Here is a 17,394-nt window from a genome sequence, read left to right on the forward strand (position 1 = left end):
CCATTGCTTGTTATTAAAGACAAAGGAAGACTTTTTAAATTAGTATTCTTATTTTTTTTCAACTTTAGTTTCCATGGCCTTTGTGCCATCCAAAATAGAAACATAAGTTTTGTTTTTCAATACCTCGAGGGCCTTTTGAATTTCAATGTCATATTTTATTGAAGCTTCAATTCTTCCTTTTTGATAATAATACCTTGAAACAATTTCGTTTTCAAGCAATTCCTTTATTTCATCTTTAAAAGTATAAAGGTCTTCTTTTTTATTTTTATTCACTTTGTTTTTCAGATTTTCATATTCAGTAGCGAAAGCATCAAAATATTTTTCTTTTTCGGCCGTGATTTTTAACTGCTCAACAATTTTTTCAGTTTGAGTTGAATATTCATAAGTTTTGTCATCAAGAAATTTAACAAAAGTATCATATTCCTCATCCGAGAGCTTAAATTTTGAAGCAGAGGGGATTGTTTGATTCTTATTTCTATAGATTGTTGCATAATCAAAAACAAGGGATTCACTCATTATGCTGGCCGTTACATTGGCATATTTTTTTTCCTCAGTTTCAATATCCGGAGCAATACCTTTTGCATCATAAACAATCCTGCCATTTTTAGTTTTAAATGGTTTAATTAATGAATCTGCAATGTTGGTAACTGTGCCATCCTCATTACGGTGGGCATAATCTAGTTTTTGGATTCCCCTTCCGCTGGGGATATAGTATTTGGCAACGGTAATCTTCATTTGGGCATTGTAACTCAAAGGCCTTGTTTGTTGAACAAGTCCTTTGCCATAAGTGCGCTGTCCGATTATTACTGCCCTGTCTAGGTCTTGAAGAGCGCCAGAAACAATTTCAGAAGCTGATGCTGAATTACGATCAGTAAGCACAGTAACTGGCATTTCAAGATCAAGGGGAGCATTTAAGCCTTTATGTATTTTGTCCCAGTCTTTTACTTTTCCTTTAGTACTAACTACTTCCTGACCTTTTTCGGCAAAAACATTTACAATATTAACCGATTCCCTGAGTAATCCCCCACCATTTCCTCTTAAATCAAAAACAAGGTTTTTCATATTGTGTTTTTCCTTAAGTTCGGTAAAGGCTTCCTTGAATTCTTTGCTTGCAGTCTCAGTAAAGCCGCTAAGTTTAATATATCCGGTTTTCTCGTCAATCATTCCGTAATATGGAACATTGTCAATTTTTATTTCCTGCCGTATAATGGTTTTTTCAAGTAGCTCCGCTTCAGAAGATCTTTTAACAACTATTTTAACACTTGTGTTAGGCTGTCCTTTTAGGATTTTGCTAATATCACTGGTCGATTTTCCTTTTGCAGATTTGCCATTTACTTCCAAAATAATATCTCCGGCCATTAAGCCTGCTTTTTGTGCAGGGAAGCCCTCGTAAGGTTCAGCAACTACTACATAATCGCCCTTTTGCCTGATAAGTGCACCTACGCCACCATATTCACCCGTAGTCATAAAACGATAGTCTTCAATGTCCGACTCAGGAATGTAATTTGTATAAGGATCAAGGGACTCAAGCATTGCATCAATGCCTTTTTTCATCAGTTCTCCAGGATTTGTATCATCCACATAATAAATATTAAGCTCCCTGAACATTGTAGCGAAAATATCAAGGTTCTTTGAAACCTCAAATTGATTGTCAACAAAGCTGATTGTAAAGAAGGATGTAACAGAAATAGCCGCAATAACTATAAAAACTTTTTGCTTGCGAAGTATTTGTTTGAATTTATCTTTCATAATAGGAATTTTATATTGTTTTAGGGAATTGGGTCATACCCACTGCCACCCCAAGGGTTACAGGAAATCAGTCTTTTAATTGTTAAATATATGCCTTTAAATGTTCCGTGTTTTTTTAAAGCCTGAATACTATATTCCGAACAAGTGGGTGTATACCGACAAGAAGGTGTAGTATAAGGCGAAATAAATATCCTGTACCCTTTAATCAACAAGATAAAAAAACTACTGATTATTTTTTGCATATTCAACCATTAAACGTTCTAGCAATTGAATTATTTTTGTTTCTGTATCAATATATGAAATTTCTTCTTTCCCTGAAAATAGAATAACAGCCGAACAGCTTAGTTTTTGATTAATTATGGCTTCTTGAAAACGGTATTTGTTTTTCCTGTATCCCTCTCGGATTCTTCTCTTAATCTTATTTCTTAATACAGCTTTTTTGATATTTCTTTTGGGTACTGCAATTAGGATCTGAACTGGAAATGTATCGTTGTCGTCTTTTTTTTCCCACAACATTTTTAAGGGATAAGCTTTTATAACATTTCCTTTTTCAAATAATTCCTTTATTTGATTTCTATTGCATAAACGTTCCTCTTTTTTAAATGTTTGCGGCATTTTATTTTTTAATGTCCTGATAAAGAAGGTCTTTTACAGTCGTTTTTTATTTAATGAACAAAAAATCAGGGATTCTATTCAAAAGTATGAAAAGGACAGAAAATAAATGTTCTTAAATTAGAAAAGAACTATTTGTTAGCTTTAACTATATATTGTTCAAGAGCCATAGTCATTGAAGGTGTAGATGGGGTAGGGGCTGGAATATCCACTTTTAATCCTGCTGCAACTGCTGCTTTAAGGGTAGTTGATCCAAAGGCAGCTATCCTTGTTTTCTTTTGTTTAAAGTCAGGAAAGTTTTTGTATAAGGATTCAATATCTGCCGGACTGAAAAAAACCAGAATATCATAATTTACATCTGAAAGATCTTTTAAATCACTACAAACGGTGTTGTAAAAAATAGCTTTTGTAAATTTGATGTTGCTTTTCTTTAACACTTCAGTTATTCCCTGTTTATGGATATCGGCAACAGGTAAAAGAAATGTGTCTTCGGAATGTTTTTTTATTACTTCCATTAAATCACTAAATGTTTGTTTGCCGAAGAATATTTTCCTTTTTCTATAAAGTACATATTTTTGAAGGTAATATGCAGTAGATTCGCTAATGCAAAAATACTTTAAAGAATCAGGAACAGTAACACGCATTTCGGCACACATTCTAAAAAAATGATCAACAGCACTCCTGCTAGTTAGAATTACAGCTGTATGCTCAGCAATATTGATTTTTGCCTTCCTGAATTCTGATGCAGGAACACCTTTTATATGTATAAATGGCCTGAAATCGATTTTAATATTAAATTTATTGGCAAGATCAAAATAAGGTGACTTTTCAGTTTCAGGCTTTGGTTGAGTAACCAGTATACTTTTAACTTTCATCTGAATATTAATTTATTTTAAACACATTAGATTGCTTTTTGAAAACATAGATTCAGAAAGAAATTTTAGTGAATTTTCAATGAATTCTTTTAATTTGACCCTGCTAAATTAACTCCAATCTAAAACTTAAAAATTTGAACATAAGGATTATTGGTATAATTTCAAGGGCGCAAAGATACAAAAATATATAGTAAGAAGAGGTACCTTGTTCCGAATTCCCCAAAATATATAAGCGCTGAAGCAAAAAACAGAAAGTTAGTCCAATTATGACTGTTCCGGTTATAAATAAAAATTGAACAGGAATAAGGTTTGCATATTGGATTCCTATAACAATTGGTAAAAGAATAATATTGAGAATATTAAAAAACAAAATCATGTTAAAAATATAACCAGAAGTTATTTTGTTTGAATTGAATATAAAACCTGAGATTTTTACAATAAATATTTTTAATAAAAAACTACCTAATACAAGGGCAAGTATTTTTAAATATAAATAGTCAGAAAAAAAAGAAAAAGAAATTTTAATATTTAAGCCATAATGTTCAATTATCTGGTATAAAAAAGTAGTGGTTATAAGTAAGCTTGCAACAAGCATAATTGAATATATTTGCTCACTTACTGCTTTTTCCTTTTGAAGCATTTGAATATTAAACCGAAGATTAAAAAAAGAAATAAAGTACTTCTTGAATTGCTTATAATACACCACTTTTACCAAAGCGAATAATCCAAGAATAATCAGAAATGCGCCAATCATTCCATCCTGGTTTTTTTTGATAAAAATTGGTTCTTGGCTTTTTGCCTGCAAAGCATGACCAGTAAAAAGAGATGTAGAACGCTGAATTGTAGTTTCCCTAACCTCTGTCTTGTAAATCTGGCTCCAGTCGCTTTTAATGCTATCATAAAAATGAAGGGAGGTAAAATTTGATCCTTCTATTTTCACCGGAACAGAATCGGTGACATTTACTGCCTCGTTGTTTTCTTCCTTTATTTGATTTTCTATTGTTTTAGCACTGATTGTTTTTATCGGGGTTTGTTCCTGTGCTTTTGGTTTTGCTTTTGGCTTTTCATTTTCTACAGTTATTTTCTTTATTACTGAAGGTTTAATGACTTGATTTTTATCTTTTTCTTTTTCAGCCGGCTCTGTGCCAAAATCATAAAATTCTTCAACCCTTCCAACTGGAATGTCAGGAACAAACAAAGTAGACTTAAGCGTATCTTGTGAATAAATAGTAGGCAAAAAGAAAGGCAAAGTTCGTGGATGAGTTAAATAAGTTACAAAAATACGCAGTTCAATTCGAAAAATTGTACAAGGAGCTTAAATATTGAACACTCTTGAAATATTAAACCCGAATTTATAGCCACCATTTCTCCAGCTGTCACGCGTATTTGGAATAAAATCATTTTCAATTATGCCAGCTGAATTGGAAAGATTCAAATGGAAAACATGTCCACCAGTTTCAATTTCAATGCCTATAGAAAGTGGATTGTAGTAAGCCCTGTTTGGATTATTTATCCGGTAATCAGAAAAATTATAGAAATAATCGGCAACAAGGATAGTGCGATGAGTTAATTTTATTCTTCCTGCTACACCAATTGAATAAATATCATTTGTTTCAAAAGCATTGTTAGCAGGATTAACAAAATTATCAACTAGATTACGATGTGAATATGTTGGCAATAAAGCAAGGGAAAGTCGATCAGTGAATTTTCTGGCAACAATAATCTGGTGAACATAGGATAATCGGTGTTCGAATTTTTTGTATCGTTCATCCAGGTCCCTTTCAGGTGTAAATGCCATAATGGAAAAAAGAGTAACGGAAACAGGCATTGATTTAGTGGATTGCTCAAGTAATTTGTATTTGATTGAACCATCCAGGTGTTCCATAGTTTTACTCCTGCCAATACCAATTTGTAACTTATCGCAAATGCCGTAATCAAAAGAAAAACGAATGTTTGAAGCATTGTCAAACCCCCAAAGAGTATGTCCACCGCCACTTTGAGAGCCAATGTTTCCAAACCTATGCGTTATACGAAAATCCAGAACACGTTTTTTTACAGTTTCGTTTGTTTGCGCGTTAATAACCTTGAGTGCCTTAAATGTTGCGAATACTTTTTCATTGCTTGCTTCATTTTCACCCATTAGTTCAAGAAGGTCTTCCTGGGAAGAAACGCTCAGCGTTGCAAATAGTGTGAAAAACAGGATTAGAGAAAAATATTTCATTTGTATGTATTTAGATAATCTTAATTATGAAAAAAAGGAAAATGGATAGGTGGAATATTAGGATTTATTTGCTATTCTATTTTGGTTCATAATTAAAAACAGCTGTAACTTCAACGGATTCAGCAATGTTTTTAACAACGGCTTTTGGGATCTTTATTTTATGATCTTTTAAATCAATCCCAAATTTGGTGTTCAGTGTAAGTGCATTGTTTTTTATATCCAGGGTTCCCTCTAATGTTCTTTTTTGTTTTACTCCGTGTACTTCAAGCTCTCCAATTGCGGTAACTTTATAGGATCCGTTTTTTGAATAATCAATTGCTTCAATAATGCTACCTTTGAAAATTGCAGTTTTATATTTGTCGCTTTCCATGTAGTTTTCATTGAAATGCTCTTCCATAAGTGCCTTTTCAAATTTAAATGCTCGTATTCCAAACACAACTACAATTTCATTTGTTTTGGAATTTATAATTGATTTTCCCTCTTTATTTAAGGCATAAATATCTTCAAGTGGCGCTTTTGAAAAAAAAGAAACTTCTCCTGAAACAGAGTTAAAAAGATGCTGTGCCTGAATAATGTATGGCAAAATCAAGAATAGAAGGAGTAGGATTCTTTTCATAATAGAATTAGATAGATTTTTTTAGTGCATTTAAATTAATTTTCCTTACTTCCACTAGTAATCCAACATTCGAACTTTGCTATATCTTCGGCGGACAAAGGGCTTCCTGAAGGCATGTCCTTTTTTGTCACCACCCGTTCCCTCAAAGATCCATTATCAACTTTTGTTTTTACTCCCAGGTAAGTTGTGTAATCTCCATTTGGGGAGCCACTGTTATGACAGCCATTAATCGAGCAACGACTGTTAATAATAGGTTTGATGTCTGAATTATAAGAATAATTTTCTAAAGTACAATCAAACTTAGTATCTTCTGTCTTTTTCTTTGAGCAGGATTCCGTAAAAAAAAGTACAAGGGATAAAAAAAATATAAAATGAATACATTTCATAAAGAATAATTTGCTTTTGGATTTAAAAAAGAAAATCAACAATCTTTTTTAGAAACAGTTATTACCCCGCTCATACTAGGAGCATGAGGAGTACAAACATAATTATAAACGCCTTCAACCTGAAGAATGTATGTGAATGATTTATTGTTTTCACTTATATTGGCATCCCAAACAACTGCACCTGTTGGAATATCGGGTTTAGAAGTTGTGGTATGTCCTCCGGATTCCCAAATCCACTCAATAGTATCACCAACAGTTGCGGATACATTTGCTGGCAAAAATTTATAATCCGAAACACCTATTGTTATTTTTTTTGAAACAACTTCACATACATGAACATGAACTACAGGAATTTCAAACCTGTCATAAGTGCATGAAGAAAAAACCATTGCAAAAATACAAACAACAATTAAAGGAATCAGAAAAGCTCTTTTGATGTTTTTCAAATCCATAGTTAATTTTTTACAATACGAATTGTGTTTTTATTCTGATTTTGATTAGTAAGTGTAACAAAATAAATTCCATTAGGAATTGAACCTATTTCAGGAAAATTACTTTCGTCAATTATGGTGATTTTGTTGTTTAAATTAACTGAGATGATTTTTTTTCCCAATATATCTGTAATAATGGCCTCATTGTAATCACTTCCTTTTTTGTCTATGTGAATAGAATTAATAAAAGGGTTAGGATAAATGGAAACATCTTTAGCTGTTTTAGCTGTAGATGCTACCCCTAATGGTTCACTTGCAGTAAATGATCCCGCCATACTAGCAATATGAAAGGAACACTGATAATTATAGGTTCCCACATGGGTAACTTTATAATCAAAGCTGGTGTTGGTTGAATTCATTGGATTATCCCAGGAGCTTGCTCCAGTTGGCACGGAAGTGGAAGTTGTAGTATGAGACCCACCTGACCAGGTCCATCTTACGGTATCCCCAACAAAAACACTAGGTAATGAAGAGGGCGAAAACGAAAAATCGGCTACATTAACCTGATGAATTGTTGCTTTTGCTGAAAAAACCAGAATTAAGCAAAGCATAGGTAAAGTAATAGCTTGAAGAAGAATTTGTATGTTTTTTTTCATAATTTATTTATTGGTTTTTTATAAAATTCAAACTTTATTCATTAACCTCTAATAAACAAGGTTTTAACAAATGTAATAAATAATCCTGTTTATATAAAAAAAGATTAATTTTGTCATCGTAAATTTTAAGATATGGCCACAGATAGATTTCAAGCTCCTGATTATTTCCAAATGGATGAGCTGCTTACAGATGAACATAAATTAGTACGTGATACAGTGCGTGCATGGGTTAAAAAAGAGGTATCTCCAATTATAGAGGAAGCTTGCCAGAAAGCTGAATTCCCAAGGCAATTAATCAAAGGGCTGGCTGAGGTAGGTGCTTTTGGCCCTTATATTCCCCAAGAATATGGTGGAGCTGGTTTGGATCAAATATCCTATGGATTAATTATGCAGGAACTCGAAAGAGGAGATTCTGGAATCAGATCAACAGCCTCTGTTCAAAGTTCACTGGTAATGTATCCCATTTATACTTTTGGAACAGAAGAACAAAAAAGAAAATTTCTTCCAAAACTTGCAGCAGGTGAAATGTTGGGTTGTTTTGGATTAACAGAGCCTGATCATGGTTCAAATCCTTCAGGAATGATCTCAAATATTAAAGACAAAGGGGATTATTATTTATTGAACGGGGCTAAAATGTGGATTTCAAACGCCCCTTATGCAGATATTGCAGTAGTTTGGGCTAAAGATGAGCAAGGTGCAATAAGGGGAATGATTGTGGAAAGAGGAATGAATGGATTCACAACACCGGAAACTCATGGAAAATGGTCTTTAAGAGCGAGTGCTACAGGAGAACTTGTTTTTGACAATGTTAAAATTCCAAAAGAAAATATTTTTCCTGATGTTAAGGGATTGAAAGGTCCTTTGAGTTGTCTTAACTCTGCCCGCTATGGTATTGCCTGGGGTGGAATAGGTGCAGCAATGGATTGTTATGATTCTGCATTAAGGTATTCAAAGGAAAGAATCCAATTCGGTAAACCCATTGGAGGTTTTCAGCTTACTCAAAAAAAACTGGCTGAAATGATTACAGAAATCACAAAGGCTCAATTGCTAACCTGGAGACTGGGTGTACTCAAAAATGAACACCGTGCCACACCTGCTCAAATTTCAATGGCAAAACGCAACAATGTTAATATGGCATTAGAAATTGCGCGTCAAGCAAGGCAAATACATGGTGGTATGGGCATAACCGGAGAATTTCCAATAATGCGTCATATGATGAACCTGGAATCGGTAATTACCTATGAGGGTACTCATGATATTCATTTACTCATTACAGGAATGGATGTTACCGGAATCAGCGCTTTTGAATAAACAAGAGTTTAAATAAATCAATAATAATATTATTTATTGATTATGGATAATACAACAAGTGCTATTGCCAGAACTAAAAAGATGTGCATAATAGCCCCTATGCCAATTAGGAAAAAACCAACAATCCAGATTAAAAATGAATTAACGGCAAAAGTTGAAGTAAGTCTGTCAAATTTTGGCCCTTGATAAGGTTTGGGTATTTTAACTTTTCTTTTAACCACCAAATTTAGTTGTTCGCTTTTTCTGACTTCAACTTTTGATTGCTTTGGAAAAGGCTTTTTAAAATTCTTTTTATCATTCTTTACAAGAACAATATGTTCTTTTGGCACAAGTAAAGAATCAGGTAATATCACCAGCTCTTCTAATGGAGGTTCAGGGCGTACAATACGGTTTGTGAATTCATCTTTTAAACTAATATCAGAGTATTGGTAACTCTTTAGACCAGTATATCTGGCTGAACTACAGCTATTGATCAAGGATAAAAACAGTATTGAAATACAAAAAGAGAAAAACAAGTAGTGCTTTTTTTTCATTTTCAAGATAGGTATAAATGCATATCATTTATTTTTAGTCTTGAAAATTTCCTGCCTATGAAAAATTCACTTTTTTGTTTGCGTAATTTCTATTAACTACAAGCCTTTGATGGGATTTTTCAAAGCATTGATATTTGTTTTTTTCGTAAGCATTTCCACAAAATGGGGTTATTTAAACCATGGCTTTGGTTTAAAATTAGAGGGTAATAAAAATTTATTCCTGAAGTTTTAAGGTTCAAATTTAAAGTCAAAAAAGCGATCGTATAATCTAATCCGGATTAAATTAAAACCACTCTTTTAAAAATAGAAAATAAGATGATTTTTTTTATGGCATATTTTTACTATCCAAATAGGATAACCTGCCTGGTATGGGAATTTTAACAGGTGGACAAAAGCTTGTATTTGGGGGAATTTCTGCCCCAATTGTGGAATTTTTTTCTCGGAAACAAAAATAAATATTTGAGGTGATAAATTTAATTTTATTGTAACTCATTAACATTCTATTGGTTTGCTTAATGCTGCAAATGTAAATTAAACTGTGGCAAGAATGTTTCATAAAGGAAAATACAGTAATAATTAAAGGATTAACTAAAACTAATTTATTATGAAATCTATACTTACCACCAAAAGCAAAAAAAACTTTACAGGAAAAAATGAAATTATTATATTGAATTTTACAGAAGATGATAACATTGATGATTTAATAAGGGAGTTTGAGGAAGATAAGATGCTTTCAAGAGAAAACGAAGCAATTAATATGGTTACAGAAATTAATTTCTTAAACAGCATCAGGTTTAATAACCTTTCAAGAGTAGCATAATTAAAAATAATCAATAATTAAATCAGTAAAAATGAGCACGGTTAAAATAAAAGGTAACTGGAACAGTCAAAAAGCAAAGATAAAAAGTCAGCTTTCGAATTTTAATAACACAGAGGATTTATATAATGTGGAAGAAGAAATATTGAAAAATATTGAAACGGAAAATGCAAAAAAGGGTAAGAAAAAGAATAATTTTAAAAGAGAAGTTGAGTGGTAAATATTTAAAAAACTAAATGAATTAAAAAAATGGAAAATCAAAATCAAAATAAAAATAATTTTTTGTTCACTTTTTTGGCTGGAGCTGCAGCCGGAGCTGTATTGGGAATTTTGTATGCTCCCGATAAAGGAGAAACAACAAGAAAAAAAATAAGCGATCAGGCTAAAGATTTTACAGATAATTTGGAGGAATCTGGAAGCAAAGTAATGGGATCCCTTGATGATATTATGGGAAGGGTTGTTAATATGTTTTCTGAACTTAAAGGTGGAGAATGGATGTCTGCAGGAATAGATGCAATATGGTTAAAAGGAAACTGGAACGATATAAAAGGAAAATTAAAGAAAAAGTATGCAAATTTAACGGATGAGGATCTTAATTACGTGAGCGGGATGGAAAATGAGCTGATCGGAAAGCTACAGAAAAAGTTAGGAAAAACCAAGGACGATATCATAGATTTGATTAATAATTTTCGTTCTGAGAAGCAATCCCAGCATTAATTACAATTAAAAACAATAGAAATGAAAACGAACAATAAATTCATATTTTCTTTACTTATAGGTGCTGCGGCGGGAGCGGTGTATGGCTTTTTATTTACAACTAAAAAAGGCAGGTATTTAAGAGAAGATATCGCATACTCAGCAAAAAGGGCAGCGTATAATATAAAAGAGAAAACTATGCAAGGAGTTGATATGATCGCAGAAAAAACTTCTGACATATCAGGACAGTTTAGAACAAATACAGAAGATATTGCGGATGAATTCAAGGGTGGATTTGGAAGGGCAAAATCAACTGCAAGACAATATGTAGAAAAGACAGACAAAAGAAAAAAATAATAAAAAACAAAAAATGTTATTTCCCCTGCAATTGAGTCTGGCAGGGGAATTTTTTATAGAAGCTATGGAAGACATAAAACCTAAATTGGATACTCTGGTTGACCATATTAGAGCATACATAAACAATCGAATTGAAATTGCCAGACTAATGGCAATCGAGAAAGGGGCACTTGTAATTTCAAATGTTGTTTCCACTTTTGTTCTTGGCCTATTGTTTCTGTTTTTTATTATTTTTATTAGTATCACAATTGCCTTTGTGCTTTCTTTATTGATAGGAATTAATTACATAGGCTTTTTAATTGTTTCTGTAATTTATTTGCTGGCGGCTTTATTGTTGCTTTGGCGAAGAGATAAATGGATGATTGAACCCATTTCTAATGTGTTTATTAGGTCTGTTATGCAAGATAATAACAAAAAACATGATTAGTAAAATTGTAACTATTCAGCATTTGAGATTAGAGATCTTAAGGAGAAAAACCTTAGGAAAGAAACAGACCGAACTTATAAAAAACGATTTTCAGGAATTAAAACATAGCTTAGGCCCCTTAAACCTGGTTCAAAACGCTTTTACAAACAAAGCGATTACCACCACATTATTATCCTCAACTGCTTTTTTTACTTTATCTGTTACAGCACGAAATGCATTATTAAATAAGACATCAGGAATAATTAAGGATGCCCTAGGTTACATCCTTCCAAAAGTTACTTCCAAAATTTCCTCAGAACTATCTCATATTGCTTTTTCAAAATTAAAAGCAATATTCTCTAAAGAAAACATTTTGCAATAAGCAATTTAAAATTAGCACCACCATACTTTTGCTCCCCGGCATGACTTTTTCTAAATCAAGTTCTTTTTTAATAAAAAACGCATTGGTTTTTTTATTAAAAAACTTAAAGGGATAAAAAATGGTCGAAATGGATTATCTTTTTTATCTTCCTTCTGATACTTTATTTACTTATTGTGAGTAAACAAATTCCTAAAGTAAAAAAGGATATAAACAAAACAACAGATTAATAACAAAGGCTAATCAGGACTATGTCCTTTATTGGAGCTTTCTTTCTACGGCATAATGTTTTTATATTCTTTATTCAAGATTGTAATTTAAAACTCTTTGCTTTGAAAACGCACCTCATATTCATATTTTTATTTCAGTTGTTTTTTTTTCCACTAAAAGCTGGTGAGATCAATGTAAACAGACAAACCTTGATTCTGAAAACAGGTGGCAATAAATCAACTACAGTTTCTTTTTTACAAAAAGAAGCTCCTCCATTGGATGAGAGTAAACTGTTTTTTCATTCTTCAACCCCAAATGTATTATACAATATTAAATCCAACAGGGATGTCAAAGGCATTGCTTTGTTGGGCAGTGAAAAAGTTAATATGTCAAAATTAAAACACCGACTTTTTAATTTTTGCCAGGACACTTTTGATATCACAGCTCAATCAAATCCTCCATTCATTTCCTTTCAAAACAAGGAATTCATGGCAAACAATATTTATTATGATTTAGATAAATGCGAAATTAGGATTGAAGCGGCAATCGAATTGGATAAAATTGCTTTAATCATGATTGATAACCAAGAAATCAGGGTAGAAATGGGAGCCCATACAGATTCAAGGGCAAGTGATGAATACAACTTTTGCTTGTCTCAAAAAAGAGCGAAGGCAGCATTGGATTATTTAGTGTGCAAGGGTGTTAACAAAGAGAAAATAAGTGCCATTGGTTATGGCAAAACCAAACTTATAAATGATTGCAGCCAACCAAATAGTTGTTCTGAATTAGAGCATCAGGCGAATAGAAGAATAGAAATAAAACTGATTTTTGAACAGGTATTGCCAGTGAAATACACTAAAAATGAAACAATACTGGGATCTGAAGAATTGTAAAATGGGTATGATTTTTATATTAATTAGTGCAATAAGAGAAAAGAATATTAATTAATAATTAAAGAAAATGAAAATAGGAAGAATATTTGTTGCTTTACTTTCTGGACTTGCAACCGGTGTTATATATGGCATATTATATGCACCAGGGAAAGGATCCGAAACACGTAAAAGGATTTCTGAATCATCCAAAAAACTGGCTGTGGATGGAGTGGATGCAGTAAAAGAATTAGGCCAAAAAATCACACATTTTTCTCATTTGGGAAATGGACATAATGGCCATGAGAAAAATGAATAAAAAAGAATATTTATATTAGCCATTTCAGGATTAAAGTTGGAAACAATTTAACCCAATACGCTAACAACACTTCAAACAGGTAATTGGACAGGACTGTAAAGACTTGGAAAATTCAATAAACCTTTTGTATTTAGCAGCTGAATTTCTTTTCTATTTATTTAAAAAATAAATATTTTCTATGCGCCTATTGTTTTTCACTTGAATTTCTTTTCTCTAACTTAAAGAAAAAGTTTTCTGGAGGTGCATTAAAAAATATTTAGAAAGTGAGTGATGCGGAAATTGCTTTTTTTAAATAAGGCCAAATATTTTTATGCGTATTTTCTATGCGCCTTTTTTTTTTCAGTTAAATTTCTTTTCTCCTATTTAAAGAAAAAGATTTTTTCAAGGTGTTTTTATAAGAAAATATCCTTGTAGAAAAGGGTGAAGGAGAAATCACTTGTTTTTAAATAAGGCCAAATATTTTATGTATTAAAAACACGATTTGCTTTTTTAACAGATTTTAAAAAAAAATTGTTTTTAAATCTGTTTCAGTTTTTCGACAAATGAATTAGCAATAAAAATGTTAAAGATTTAAGAACAAGTGAAAACTTTTTCTGTTCAAAAGGAATAATTTCCATTGTTGTCATATGAAAATTTCAGTTCTTTTTTGTCTTGTTCAAACCTGTCAAATCCAATCTTTAAATTGGCCCAAAAGTAGAGCAATTCAGGATTGTTCTTATACTTTGTTTTGTTTGTATTAAAATTCTGATCCGTCATTTTAAATGGAAAAATGTAAACAGGAATTCGTAATTGGCCATTGTTTCTTGCTTGAATAGCAAACAAATAGATTTCCTTGATTTTATCATCTGTCATTGGAAGACAACCTATTGTTACACATGAACCATGAATAAAAATATCTCCCCCAAGATTAGTTGAATTGCTTTTTTTCTTGTCGGCTTGATTTGGATAATTTATTCCAAGTGACAAATAAAAATTACTAACAGGATTGTATCTGTCTATATGATAAAATCCTTCGGGCACCTGAAAATCGCCTTGTTTTCTTTTTGGACCCAATACTCCAGAACTTGCACAAATACCATAGGCTGAAATTTTTTTATAGGATGATTCATTCTTTTTTTGGCGTAAATTTCAAGGGTTTGTTCTTCTTTAAAGGCTGTTGCTAATATGTTTAACTCCCCAGGATTTATGCCACTTCCATTTAATTTTTCTGTTATAACATTTTGCTTTTCAGTAAATGCTGTTTTTACCCGAACAAACTTTTTTTGCTCACTTAAAAAATCTGTGTAAAAAGGAAAAGCTGTAAAAAGTATAGTTAATAGAAGTATGAATGTGCTTTTCATATGTATCTAATTTGTTTTTTAACTGTCATACCGATTTATCGGGAGCCATGTTATTCATTAGCGTTTGTGAACGCTTCGTGCAGGCTATTACATAAATATAAAAGAGTCTTTTTTATTTTCAAAAATCGGTTTAATTTCAAATTTAAAAATGTTTTTAATAATTTATTCCATCCCTTACTTTTTATTTATTTTAAGTGGCATGGTTTTTCTGTTTTTTTAATTAAAACAGTTTAAATAAAAAAATGGAGTTATGAAATAGCCATGCACGAACCGTTCACAACGCTAATGAATATAACATGGCTTTACCATATGACAGTTGAAAAACAAATAGATACATATGAAAAAATTAAAATTCTTATCCCCAATATTAACCCTGTTATTTGTTTTTCTTATTTCAACACTTACCGCACAGGATAATAAAACCAAGCAAGAAACTGACGACAACAAACAAGTACCTGAAACAAAATTTGAGGTATTTGTTGATTCTGTTCAAAGAAAAATGGACCAGGTGGATAGCGAAATAGCACGAATTGAAAAACAAATATCAGATGCATTTAAAGATGAACAATACAAACAGGCAATAAGGGAGCTTGATGAAAATCAAAGAGAACTAAGAAGAGTAGTAACTCAATATAATCGAGCAGTAGAAGCGGGCATTGAGCAGGAATCAAAAGAGTTGGCAGACAAAATAAACATTCTGATGGATGATATTGAATCAGATTTGAAACAATTAAGAAACAACACGAACCAGGAAAATAGTGAAGAAAAAAGCTTTCCTGATTAAAAAAGTTTATTTTAATTTTAAAAGGGCAGTTTCCAAAATAGGATCTTTTCCGTTTTTTTCCTCTTGTTCATTAATGTAAACTAAAACATGGGGTGCAATTCCATTTTCCACATTTTCTTTTTCAAGAGAAAGTGTGCGGGTAGTTGGAAAACCAATAATCCAACCATTAGGCATTTCAGTATGCATTGGTATTCCTCCTCCACCTCCAGTAGTGTCGCCCATAATAGTGACTTGAGGCAGGGCTTTAAACATTAAAGTAAGATCATTGGCAGCACTAAAACACATCCTATTCACTAATAAAACAACAGGTTTGGTATAGGCATTTTCTCCAGAAGAGGTGAGAAAGTAAGGAATTGGTGAAGTGAAATCATCATGTCCCGGACCTTTTTTAAACAGCCAATAACCTATAAGTTTGTTTTGAGGGTTAAATCGCGCAGCTACTCTTTCTGCACTTAACACCTCCCCTCCTGGATTGTTCCTTATATCCACAATAAGGCCTTTTGTGTTATTTAAATATTTCATTACTATATCAAGATGCTCTGGTTGCACAGATTCCGATAAATTCCCATAATAAATATACCCTGTTGAATCAATTATAGTGTAGATTAACGGACCTGTTGTTAAATAATTTTTAAGGTAATTATCCAGTAAAACTTCCCTATTGAAATTTTTGGGTGCTTTTAAAAACCATCCCCAATAAACACTCCTAAAAGGAGATGAAATGGTTATATGGCCATCCTCTAATTTAACCATTATCTCTGTAAATAGGTTAAAGAGAATTGTGTCATGAATGGAATTATTAACCCTTGGGCGATAAATTGTATAAATAGAATCCCAATCAATGTTTTTGTATGAAAAATTGGCATATTTCTCATCAAAAGAATTCCAGAAAAATTCAAAATTATTCTCTTGTGAATCAACAGGATCAGGCGGAATCAGTATTTTTTCGCAACCTGTTGTTGTACAAAAAAACAGCAGAATAAGCACTCGTTTTTTCATCTCAATTTAATTAGCATAGATAACATGATTTTATGCCCTGCAAATAAAACCGGATTTTCTGTTTTTAGGGAATAAAAGTCCCATTCATAAGCCAATCCCAGTAAATGTTGTTTAAAAACGGGATAATCAACCGAAAAGCGGCTATTAATACGAATAAACCTGTTAAAGGACATGAACTTAATACTTTTTAAATAAGCATCTGAAACTTCAGCGGGAAAGGTTTGCAATCCATCAGGAAGGGGTGAAGCGTAAGCGGGTCGGATTACACCGGAAAAAGCAGGAATAACAAGGGAGCCGGATAAAACAAATGTCTTTTCATGTGCCGGAATTTCATAATTCATTAGGGCTACCACTCCTGCCCAATGAATAATATCATAATTATGCGCACTATTTAAAAAAAAAGGTTGATATCTGTAGGCAGAAAAAAAACCGAGACCTCCACCCAGAAATACTGTGTACTTTTCCTTTTTAATAATGCCCCTTAAATGCTTGTAGCTAATTTCAACAATACCATTATGCAAAATACCCGCTTCGGTTTTCTTATGTTTTATTTTTCCATAACCAAGATTCAAATCAATCGAATTAATTTTTTCTTCGGTGAAAGTTTGATAAGTAAAAGAAGAAAAGTATCCCTTTCCTGAATAAAGAAATGGAGACATCCCCTTGTCACGAACGCCCAGGTATCCAATGCCTAACCCGGCATTAAAAATGCTTTTTGTTTCTTGGGCTTTTAAAAAGCAGGGCAAAACAAGCAGGATAAGCAAAGGGTATTTGAAAAGGATCTTTTTCAATTCTTGTATAATTTTATCTTCTATAAAGATAAACTTT

General features: G+C 32.2%; 23 protein-coding genes and 1 pseudogene. 10 read left to right on the forward strand and 14 right to left on the reverse strand.

Annotated features, from left to right (window positions below; translation table 11 throughout):
* Nucleotides 1-48: 48 nt before the first annotated feature.
* The 10 genes from H0V01_02710 to H0V01_02755 all read right to left on the reverse strand — a co-directional run bounded on the left by H0V01_02710 (nucleotide 49) and on the right by H0V01_02755 (nucleotide 7,546).
* Nucleotides 49-1,749: a S41 family peptidase gene (locus H0V01_02710; protein MBA2582281.1), complete on the reverse strand. Its 1,701-nt coding sequence runs from the start codon at nucleotides 1,747-1,749 to the stop codon at nucleotides 49-51.
* Nucleotides 1,750-1,769: 20 nt separating this feature from the next.
* Nucleotides 1,770-1,991, reverse strand: a complete 222-nt coding sequence (gene yidD, locus H0V01_02715) for a membrane protein insertion efficiency factor YidD (protein ID MBA2582282.1) — start codon at nucleotides 1,989-1,991, stop codon at nucleotides 1,770-1,772.
* Nucleotides 1,972-2,364, reverse strand: coding sequence for a ribonuclease P protein component (rnpA, locus tag H0V01_02720; GenBank protein MBA2582283.1), 393 nt, complete (start codon nucleotides 2,362-2,364; stop codon nucleotides 1,972-1,974). Before rnpA ends, yidD begins: the two co-directional genes overlap by 20 nt.
* A gap of 128 nt (nucleotides 2,365-2,492) precedes the next feature.
* Complete coding sequence (locus tag H0V01_02725) at nucleotides 2,493-3,236, reverse strand: uroporphyrinogen-III synthase (protein MBA2582284.1); 744 nt, start codon at nucleotides 3,234-3,236, stop codon at nucleotides 2,493-2,495.
* A gap of 103 nt (nucleotides 3,237-3,339) precedes the next feature.
* Nucleotides 3,340-4,485 (reverse strand): DUF4271 domain-containing protein, encoded by a 1,146-nt coding sequence (locus tag H0V01_02730; protein MBA2582285.1) that lies wholly within the window; start codon nucleotides 4,483-4,485, stop codon nucleotides 3,340-3,342.
* A gap of 66 nt (nucleotides 4,486-4,551) precedes the next feature.
* The gene (locus tag H0V01_02735) at nucleotides 4,552-5,457 is read right to left on the reverse strand and encodes a hypothetical protein (protein ID MBA2582286.1); all 906 of its coding nucleotides are present in this window, start codon (nucleotides 5,455-5,457) and stop codon (nucleotides 4,552-4,554) included.
* Nucleotides 5,458-5,533: 76 nt separating this feature from the next.
* Nucleotides 5,534-6,073 (reverse strand): YceI family protein, encoded by a 540-nt coding sequence (locus H0V01_02740; GenBank protein ID MBA2582287.1) that lies wholly within the window; start codon nucleotides 6,071-6,073, stop codon nucleotides 5,534-5,536.
* 35 nt (nucleotides 6,074-6,108) lie between these two features.
* On the reverse strand, nucleotides 6,109-6,459 hold the full coding sequence (locus tag H0V01_02745) for a hypothetical protein (protein ID MBA2582288.1): 351 nt from the start codon (nucleotides 6,457-6,459) through the stop codon (nucleotides 6,109-6,111).
* Nucleotides 6,460-6,494: 35 nt separating this feature from the next.
* Nucleotides 6,495-6,911, reverse strand: a complete 417-nt coding sequence (locus H0V01_02750; GenBank protein ID MBA2582289.1) for a hypothetical protein — start codon at nucleotides 6,909-6,911, stop codon at nucleotides 6,495-6,497.
* Between the two features lie 2 nt (nucleotides 6,912-6,913).
* Nucleotides 6,914-7,546 carry a T9SS type A sorting domain-containing protein gene (locus tag H0V01_02755; protein ID MBA2582290.1) on the reverse strand — a complete coding sequence of 211 codons (633 nt, stop codon included), beginning with the start codon at nucleotides 7,544-7,546 and terminating at the stop codon, nucleotides 6,914-6,916.
* Between the two features lie 132 nt (nucleotides 7,547-7,678).
* Between H0V01_02755 and H0V01_02760 the strand changes: the two genes are divergently transcribed.
* Nucleotides 7,679-8,857 (forward strand): acyl-CoA dehydrogenase family protein, encoded by a 1,179-nt coding sequence (locus H0V01_02760; GenBank protein ID MBA2582291.1) that lies wholly within the window; start codon nucleotides 7,679-7,681, stop codon nucleotides 8,855-8,857.
* Between the two features lie 29 nt (nucleotides 8,858-8,886).
* Here the strand turns inward: H0V01_02760 and H0V01_02765 are convergent, their stop codons facing one another.
* Nucleotides 8,887-9,390, reverse strand: coding sequence for a hypothetical protein (locus tag H0V01_02765; protein ID MBA2582292.1), 504 nt, complete (start codon nucleotides 9,388-9,390; stop codon nucleotides 8,887-8,889).
* Between the two features lie 604 nt (nucleotides 9,391-9,994).
* On the opposite strand from H0V01_02765, the gene H0V01_02770 reads away from it, so the two are divergent.
* The 8 genes from H0V01_02770 to H0V01_02805 all read left to right on the forward strand — a co-directional run bounded on the left by H0V01_02770 (nucleotide 9,995) and on the right by H0V01_02805 (nucleotide 13,443).
* A complete protein-coding gene (locus H0V01_02770) occupies nucleotides 9,995-10,210 on the forward strand; it encodes a hypothetical protein (GenBank protein ID MBA2582293.1) in 216 nt (71 codons plus the stop codon).
* Between the two features lie 31 nt (nucleotides 10,211-10,241).
* Nucleotides 10,242-10,427: a hypothetical protein gene (locus tag H0V01_02775; protein MBA2582294.1), complete on the forward strand. Its 186-nt coding sequence runs from the start codon at nucleotides 10,242-10,244 to the stop codon at nucleotides 10,425-10,427.
* A gap of 29 nt (nucleotides 10,428-10,456) precedes the next feature.
* Nucleotides 10,457-10,924 carry a YtxH domain-containing protein gene (locus tag H0V01_02780; GenBank protein ID MBA2582295.1) on the forward strand — a complete coding sequence of 156 codons (468 nt, stop codon included), beginning with the start codon at nucleotides 10,457-10,459 and terminating at the stop codon, nucleotides 10,922-10,924.
* A gap of 21 nt (nucleotides 10,925-10,945) precedes the next feature.
* Nucleotides 10,946-11,260 (forward strand): YtxH domain-containing protein, encoded by a 315-nt coding sequence (locus H0V01_02785; protein MBA2582296.1) that lies wholly within the window; start codon nucleotides 10,946-10,948, stop codon nucleotides 11,258-11,260.
* Between the two features lie 13 nt (nucleotides 11,261-11,273).
* Entirely contained in the window at nucleotides 11,274-11,687 is a 414-nt protein-coding gene (locus H0V01_02790; protein ID MBA2582297.1) for a phage holin family protein, read from the forward strand.
* A complete protein-coding gene (locus H0V01_02795) occupies nucleotides 11,680-12,048 on the forward strand; it encodes a hypothetical protein (GenBank protein MBA2582298.1) in 369 nt (122 codons plus the stop codon). The genes H0V01_02790 and H0V01_02795 overlap by 8 nt, the downstream gene beginning before the upstream one ends.
* A 329-nt stretch (nucleotides 12,049-12,377) precedes the next feature.
* The gene (locus tag H0V01_02800; GenBank protein MBA2582299.1) at nucleotides 12,378-13,148 is read left to right on the forward strand and encodes an OmpA family protein; all 771 of its coding nucleotides are present in this window, start codon (nucleotides 12,378-12,380) and stop codon (nucleotides 13,146-13,148) included.
* A 67-nt stretch (nucleotides 13,149-13,215) separates the two neighbouring features.
* Nucleotides 13,216-13,443 (forward strand): YtxH domain-containing protein, encoded by a 228-nt coding sequence (locus H0V01_02805; protein ID MBA2582300.1) that lies wholly within the window; start codon nucleotides 13,216-13,218, stop codon nucleotides 13,441-13,443.
* A 597-nt stretch (nucleotides 13,444-14,040) separates the two neighbouring features.
* On the opposite strand, the pseudogene H0V01_02810 reads toward H0V01_02805, so the two are convergent.
* A pseudogene (locus H0V01_02810) lies at nucleotides 14,041-14,783 on the reverse strand (L,D-transpeptidase family protein).
* A gap of 337 nt (nucleotides 14,784-15,120) precedes the next feature.
* Between H0V01_02810 and H0V01_02815 the strand changes: the two are divergent.
* On the forward strand, nucleotides 15,121-15,567 hold the full coding sequence (locus tag H0V01_02815; protein MBA2582301.1) for a hypothetical protein: 447 nt from the start codon (nucleotides 15,121-15,123) through the stop codon (nucleotides 15,565-15,567).
* A gap of 6 nt (nucleotides 15,568-15,573) precedes the next feature.
* On the opposite strand, the gene H0V01_02820 is transcribed toward H0V01_02815, so the two are convergent.
* Together H0V01_02820 and H0V01_02825 are read right to left on the reverse strand one after the other, a co-directional pair.
* A complete protein-coding gene (locus H0V01_02820; GenBank protein MBA2582302.1) occupies nucleotides 15,574-16,566 on the reverse strand; it encodes a S41 family peptidase in 993 nt (330 codons plus the stop codon).
* A complete protein-coding gene (locus tag H0V01_02825) occupies nucleotides 16,563-17,357 on the reverse strand; it encodes a hypothetical protein (protein MBA2582303.1) in 795 nt (264 codons plus the stop codon). The genes H0V01_02820 and H0V01_02825 overlap by 4 nt, the downstream gene beginning before the upstream one ends.
* Nucleotides 17,358-17,394: the final 37 nt, after the last annotated feature.

It is taken from the genome of Bacteroidota bacterium, assembly GCA_013696965.1.
Taxonomy (GTDB): Bacteria; Bacteroidota; Bacteroidia; order JACCXN01; family JACCXN01; genus JACCXN01.

Coding starts and splice junctions, on each gene's coding strand:
- H0V01_02750 (MBA2582289.1), bottom strand. CDS start 6,911: ATGGATTTGAAAAACATCAAAAGAGCTTTTCTGATTCCTTTAATTGTT.
- H0V01_02795 (MBA2582298.1), top strand. CDS start 11,680: ATGATTAGTAAAATTGTAACTATTCAGCATTTGAGATTAGAGATCTTA.
- H0V01_02735 (MBA2582286.1), bottom strand. CDS start 5,457: ATGAAATATTTTTCTCTAATCCTGTTTTTCACACTATTTGCAACGCTG.
- rnpA (MBA2582283.1), bottom strand. CDS start 2,364: ATGCCGCAAACATTTAAAAAAGAGGAACGTTTATGCAATAGAAATCAA.
- H0V01_02815 (MBA2582301.1), top strand. CDS start 15,121: ATGAAAAAATTAAAATTCTTATCCCCAATATTAACCCTGTTATTTGTT.
- H0V01_02760 (MBA2582291.1), top strand. CDS start 7,679: ATGGCCACAGATAGATTTCAAGCTCCTGATTATTTCCAAATGGATGAG.
- H0V01_02755 (MBA2582290.1), bottom strand. CDS start 7,546: ATGAAAAAAAACATACAAATTCTTCTTCAAGCTATTACTTTACCTATG.
- H0V01_02775 (MBA2582294.1), top strand. CDS start 10,242: ATGAGCACGGTTAAAATAAAAGGTAACTGGAACAGTCAAAAAGCAAAG.
- H0V01_02740 (MBA2582287.1), bottom strand. CDS start 6,073: ATGAAAAGAATCCTACTCCTTCTATTCTTGATTTTGCCATACATTATT.
- H0V01_02820 (MBA2582302.1), bottom strand. CDS start 16,566: ATGAAAAAACGAGTGCTTATTCTGCTGTTTTTTTGTACAACAACAGGT.
- H0V01_02790 (MBA2582297.1), top strand. CDS start 11,274: ATGTTATTTCCCCTGCAATTGAGTCTGGCAGGGGAATTTTTTATAGAA.
- H0V01_02745 (MBA2582288.1), bottom strand. CDS start 6,459: ATGAAATGTATTCATTTTATATTTTTTTTATCCCTTGTACTTTTTTTT.
- H0V01_02780 (MBA2582295.1), top strand. CDS start 10,457: ATGGAAAATCAAAATCAAAATAAAAATAATTTTTTGTTCACTTTTTTG.
- H0V01_02710 (MBA2582281.1), bottom strand. CDS start 1,749: ATGAAAGATAAATTCAAACAAATACTTCGCAAGCAAAAAGTTTTTATA.
- H0V01_02785 (MBA2582296.1), top strand. CDS start 10,946: ATGAAAACGAACAATAAATTCATATTTTCTTTACTTATAGGTGCTGCG.
- H0V01_02805 (MBA2582300.1), top strand. CDS start 13,216: ATGAAAATAGGAAGAATATTTGTTGCTTTACTTTCTGGACTTGCAACC.
- yidD (MBA2582282.1), bottom strand. CDS start 1,991: ATGCAAAAAATAATCAGTAGTTTTTTTATCTTGTTGATTAAAGGGTAC.
- H0V01_02765 (MBA2582292.1), bottom strand. CDS start 9,390: ATGAAAAAAAAGCACTACTTGTTTTTCTCTTTTTGTATTTCAATACTG.
- H0V01_02725 (MBA2582284.1), bottom strand. CDS start 3,236: ATGAAAGTTAAAAGTATACTGGTTACTCAACCAAAGCCTGAAACTGAA.
- H0V01_02770 (MBA2582293.1), top strand. CDS start 9,995: ATGAAATCTATACTTACCACCAAAAGCAAAAAAAACTTTACAGGAAAA.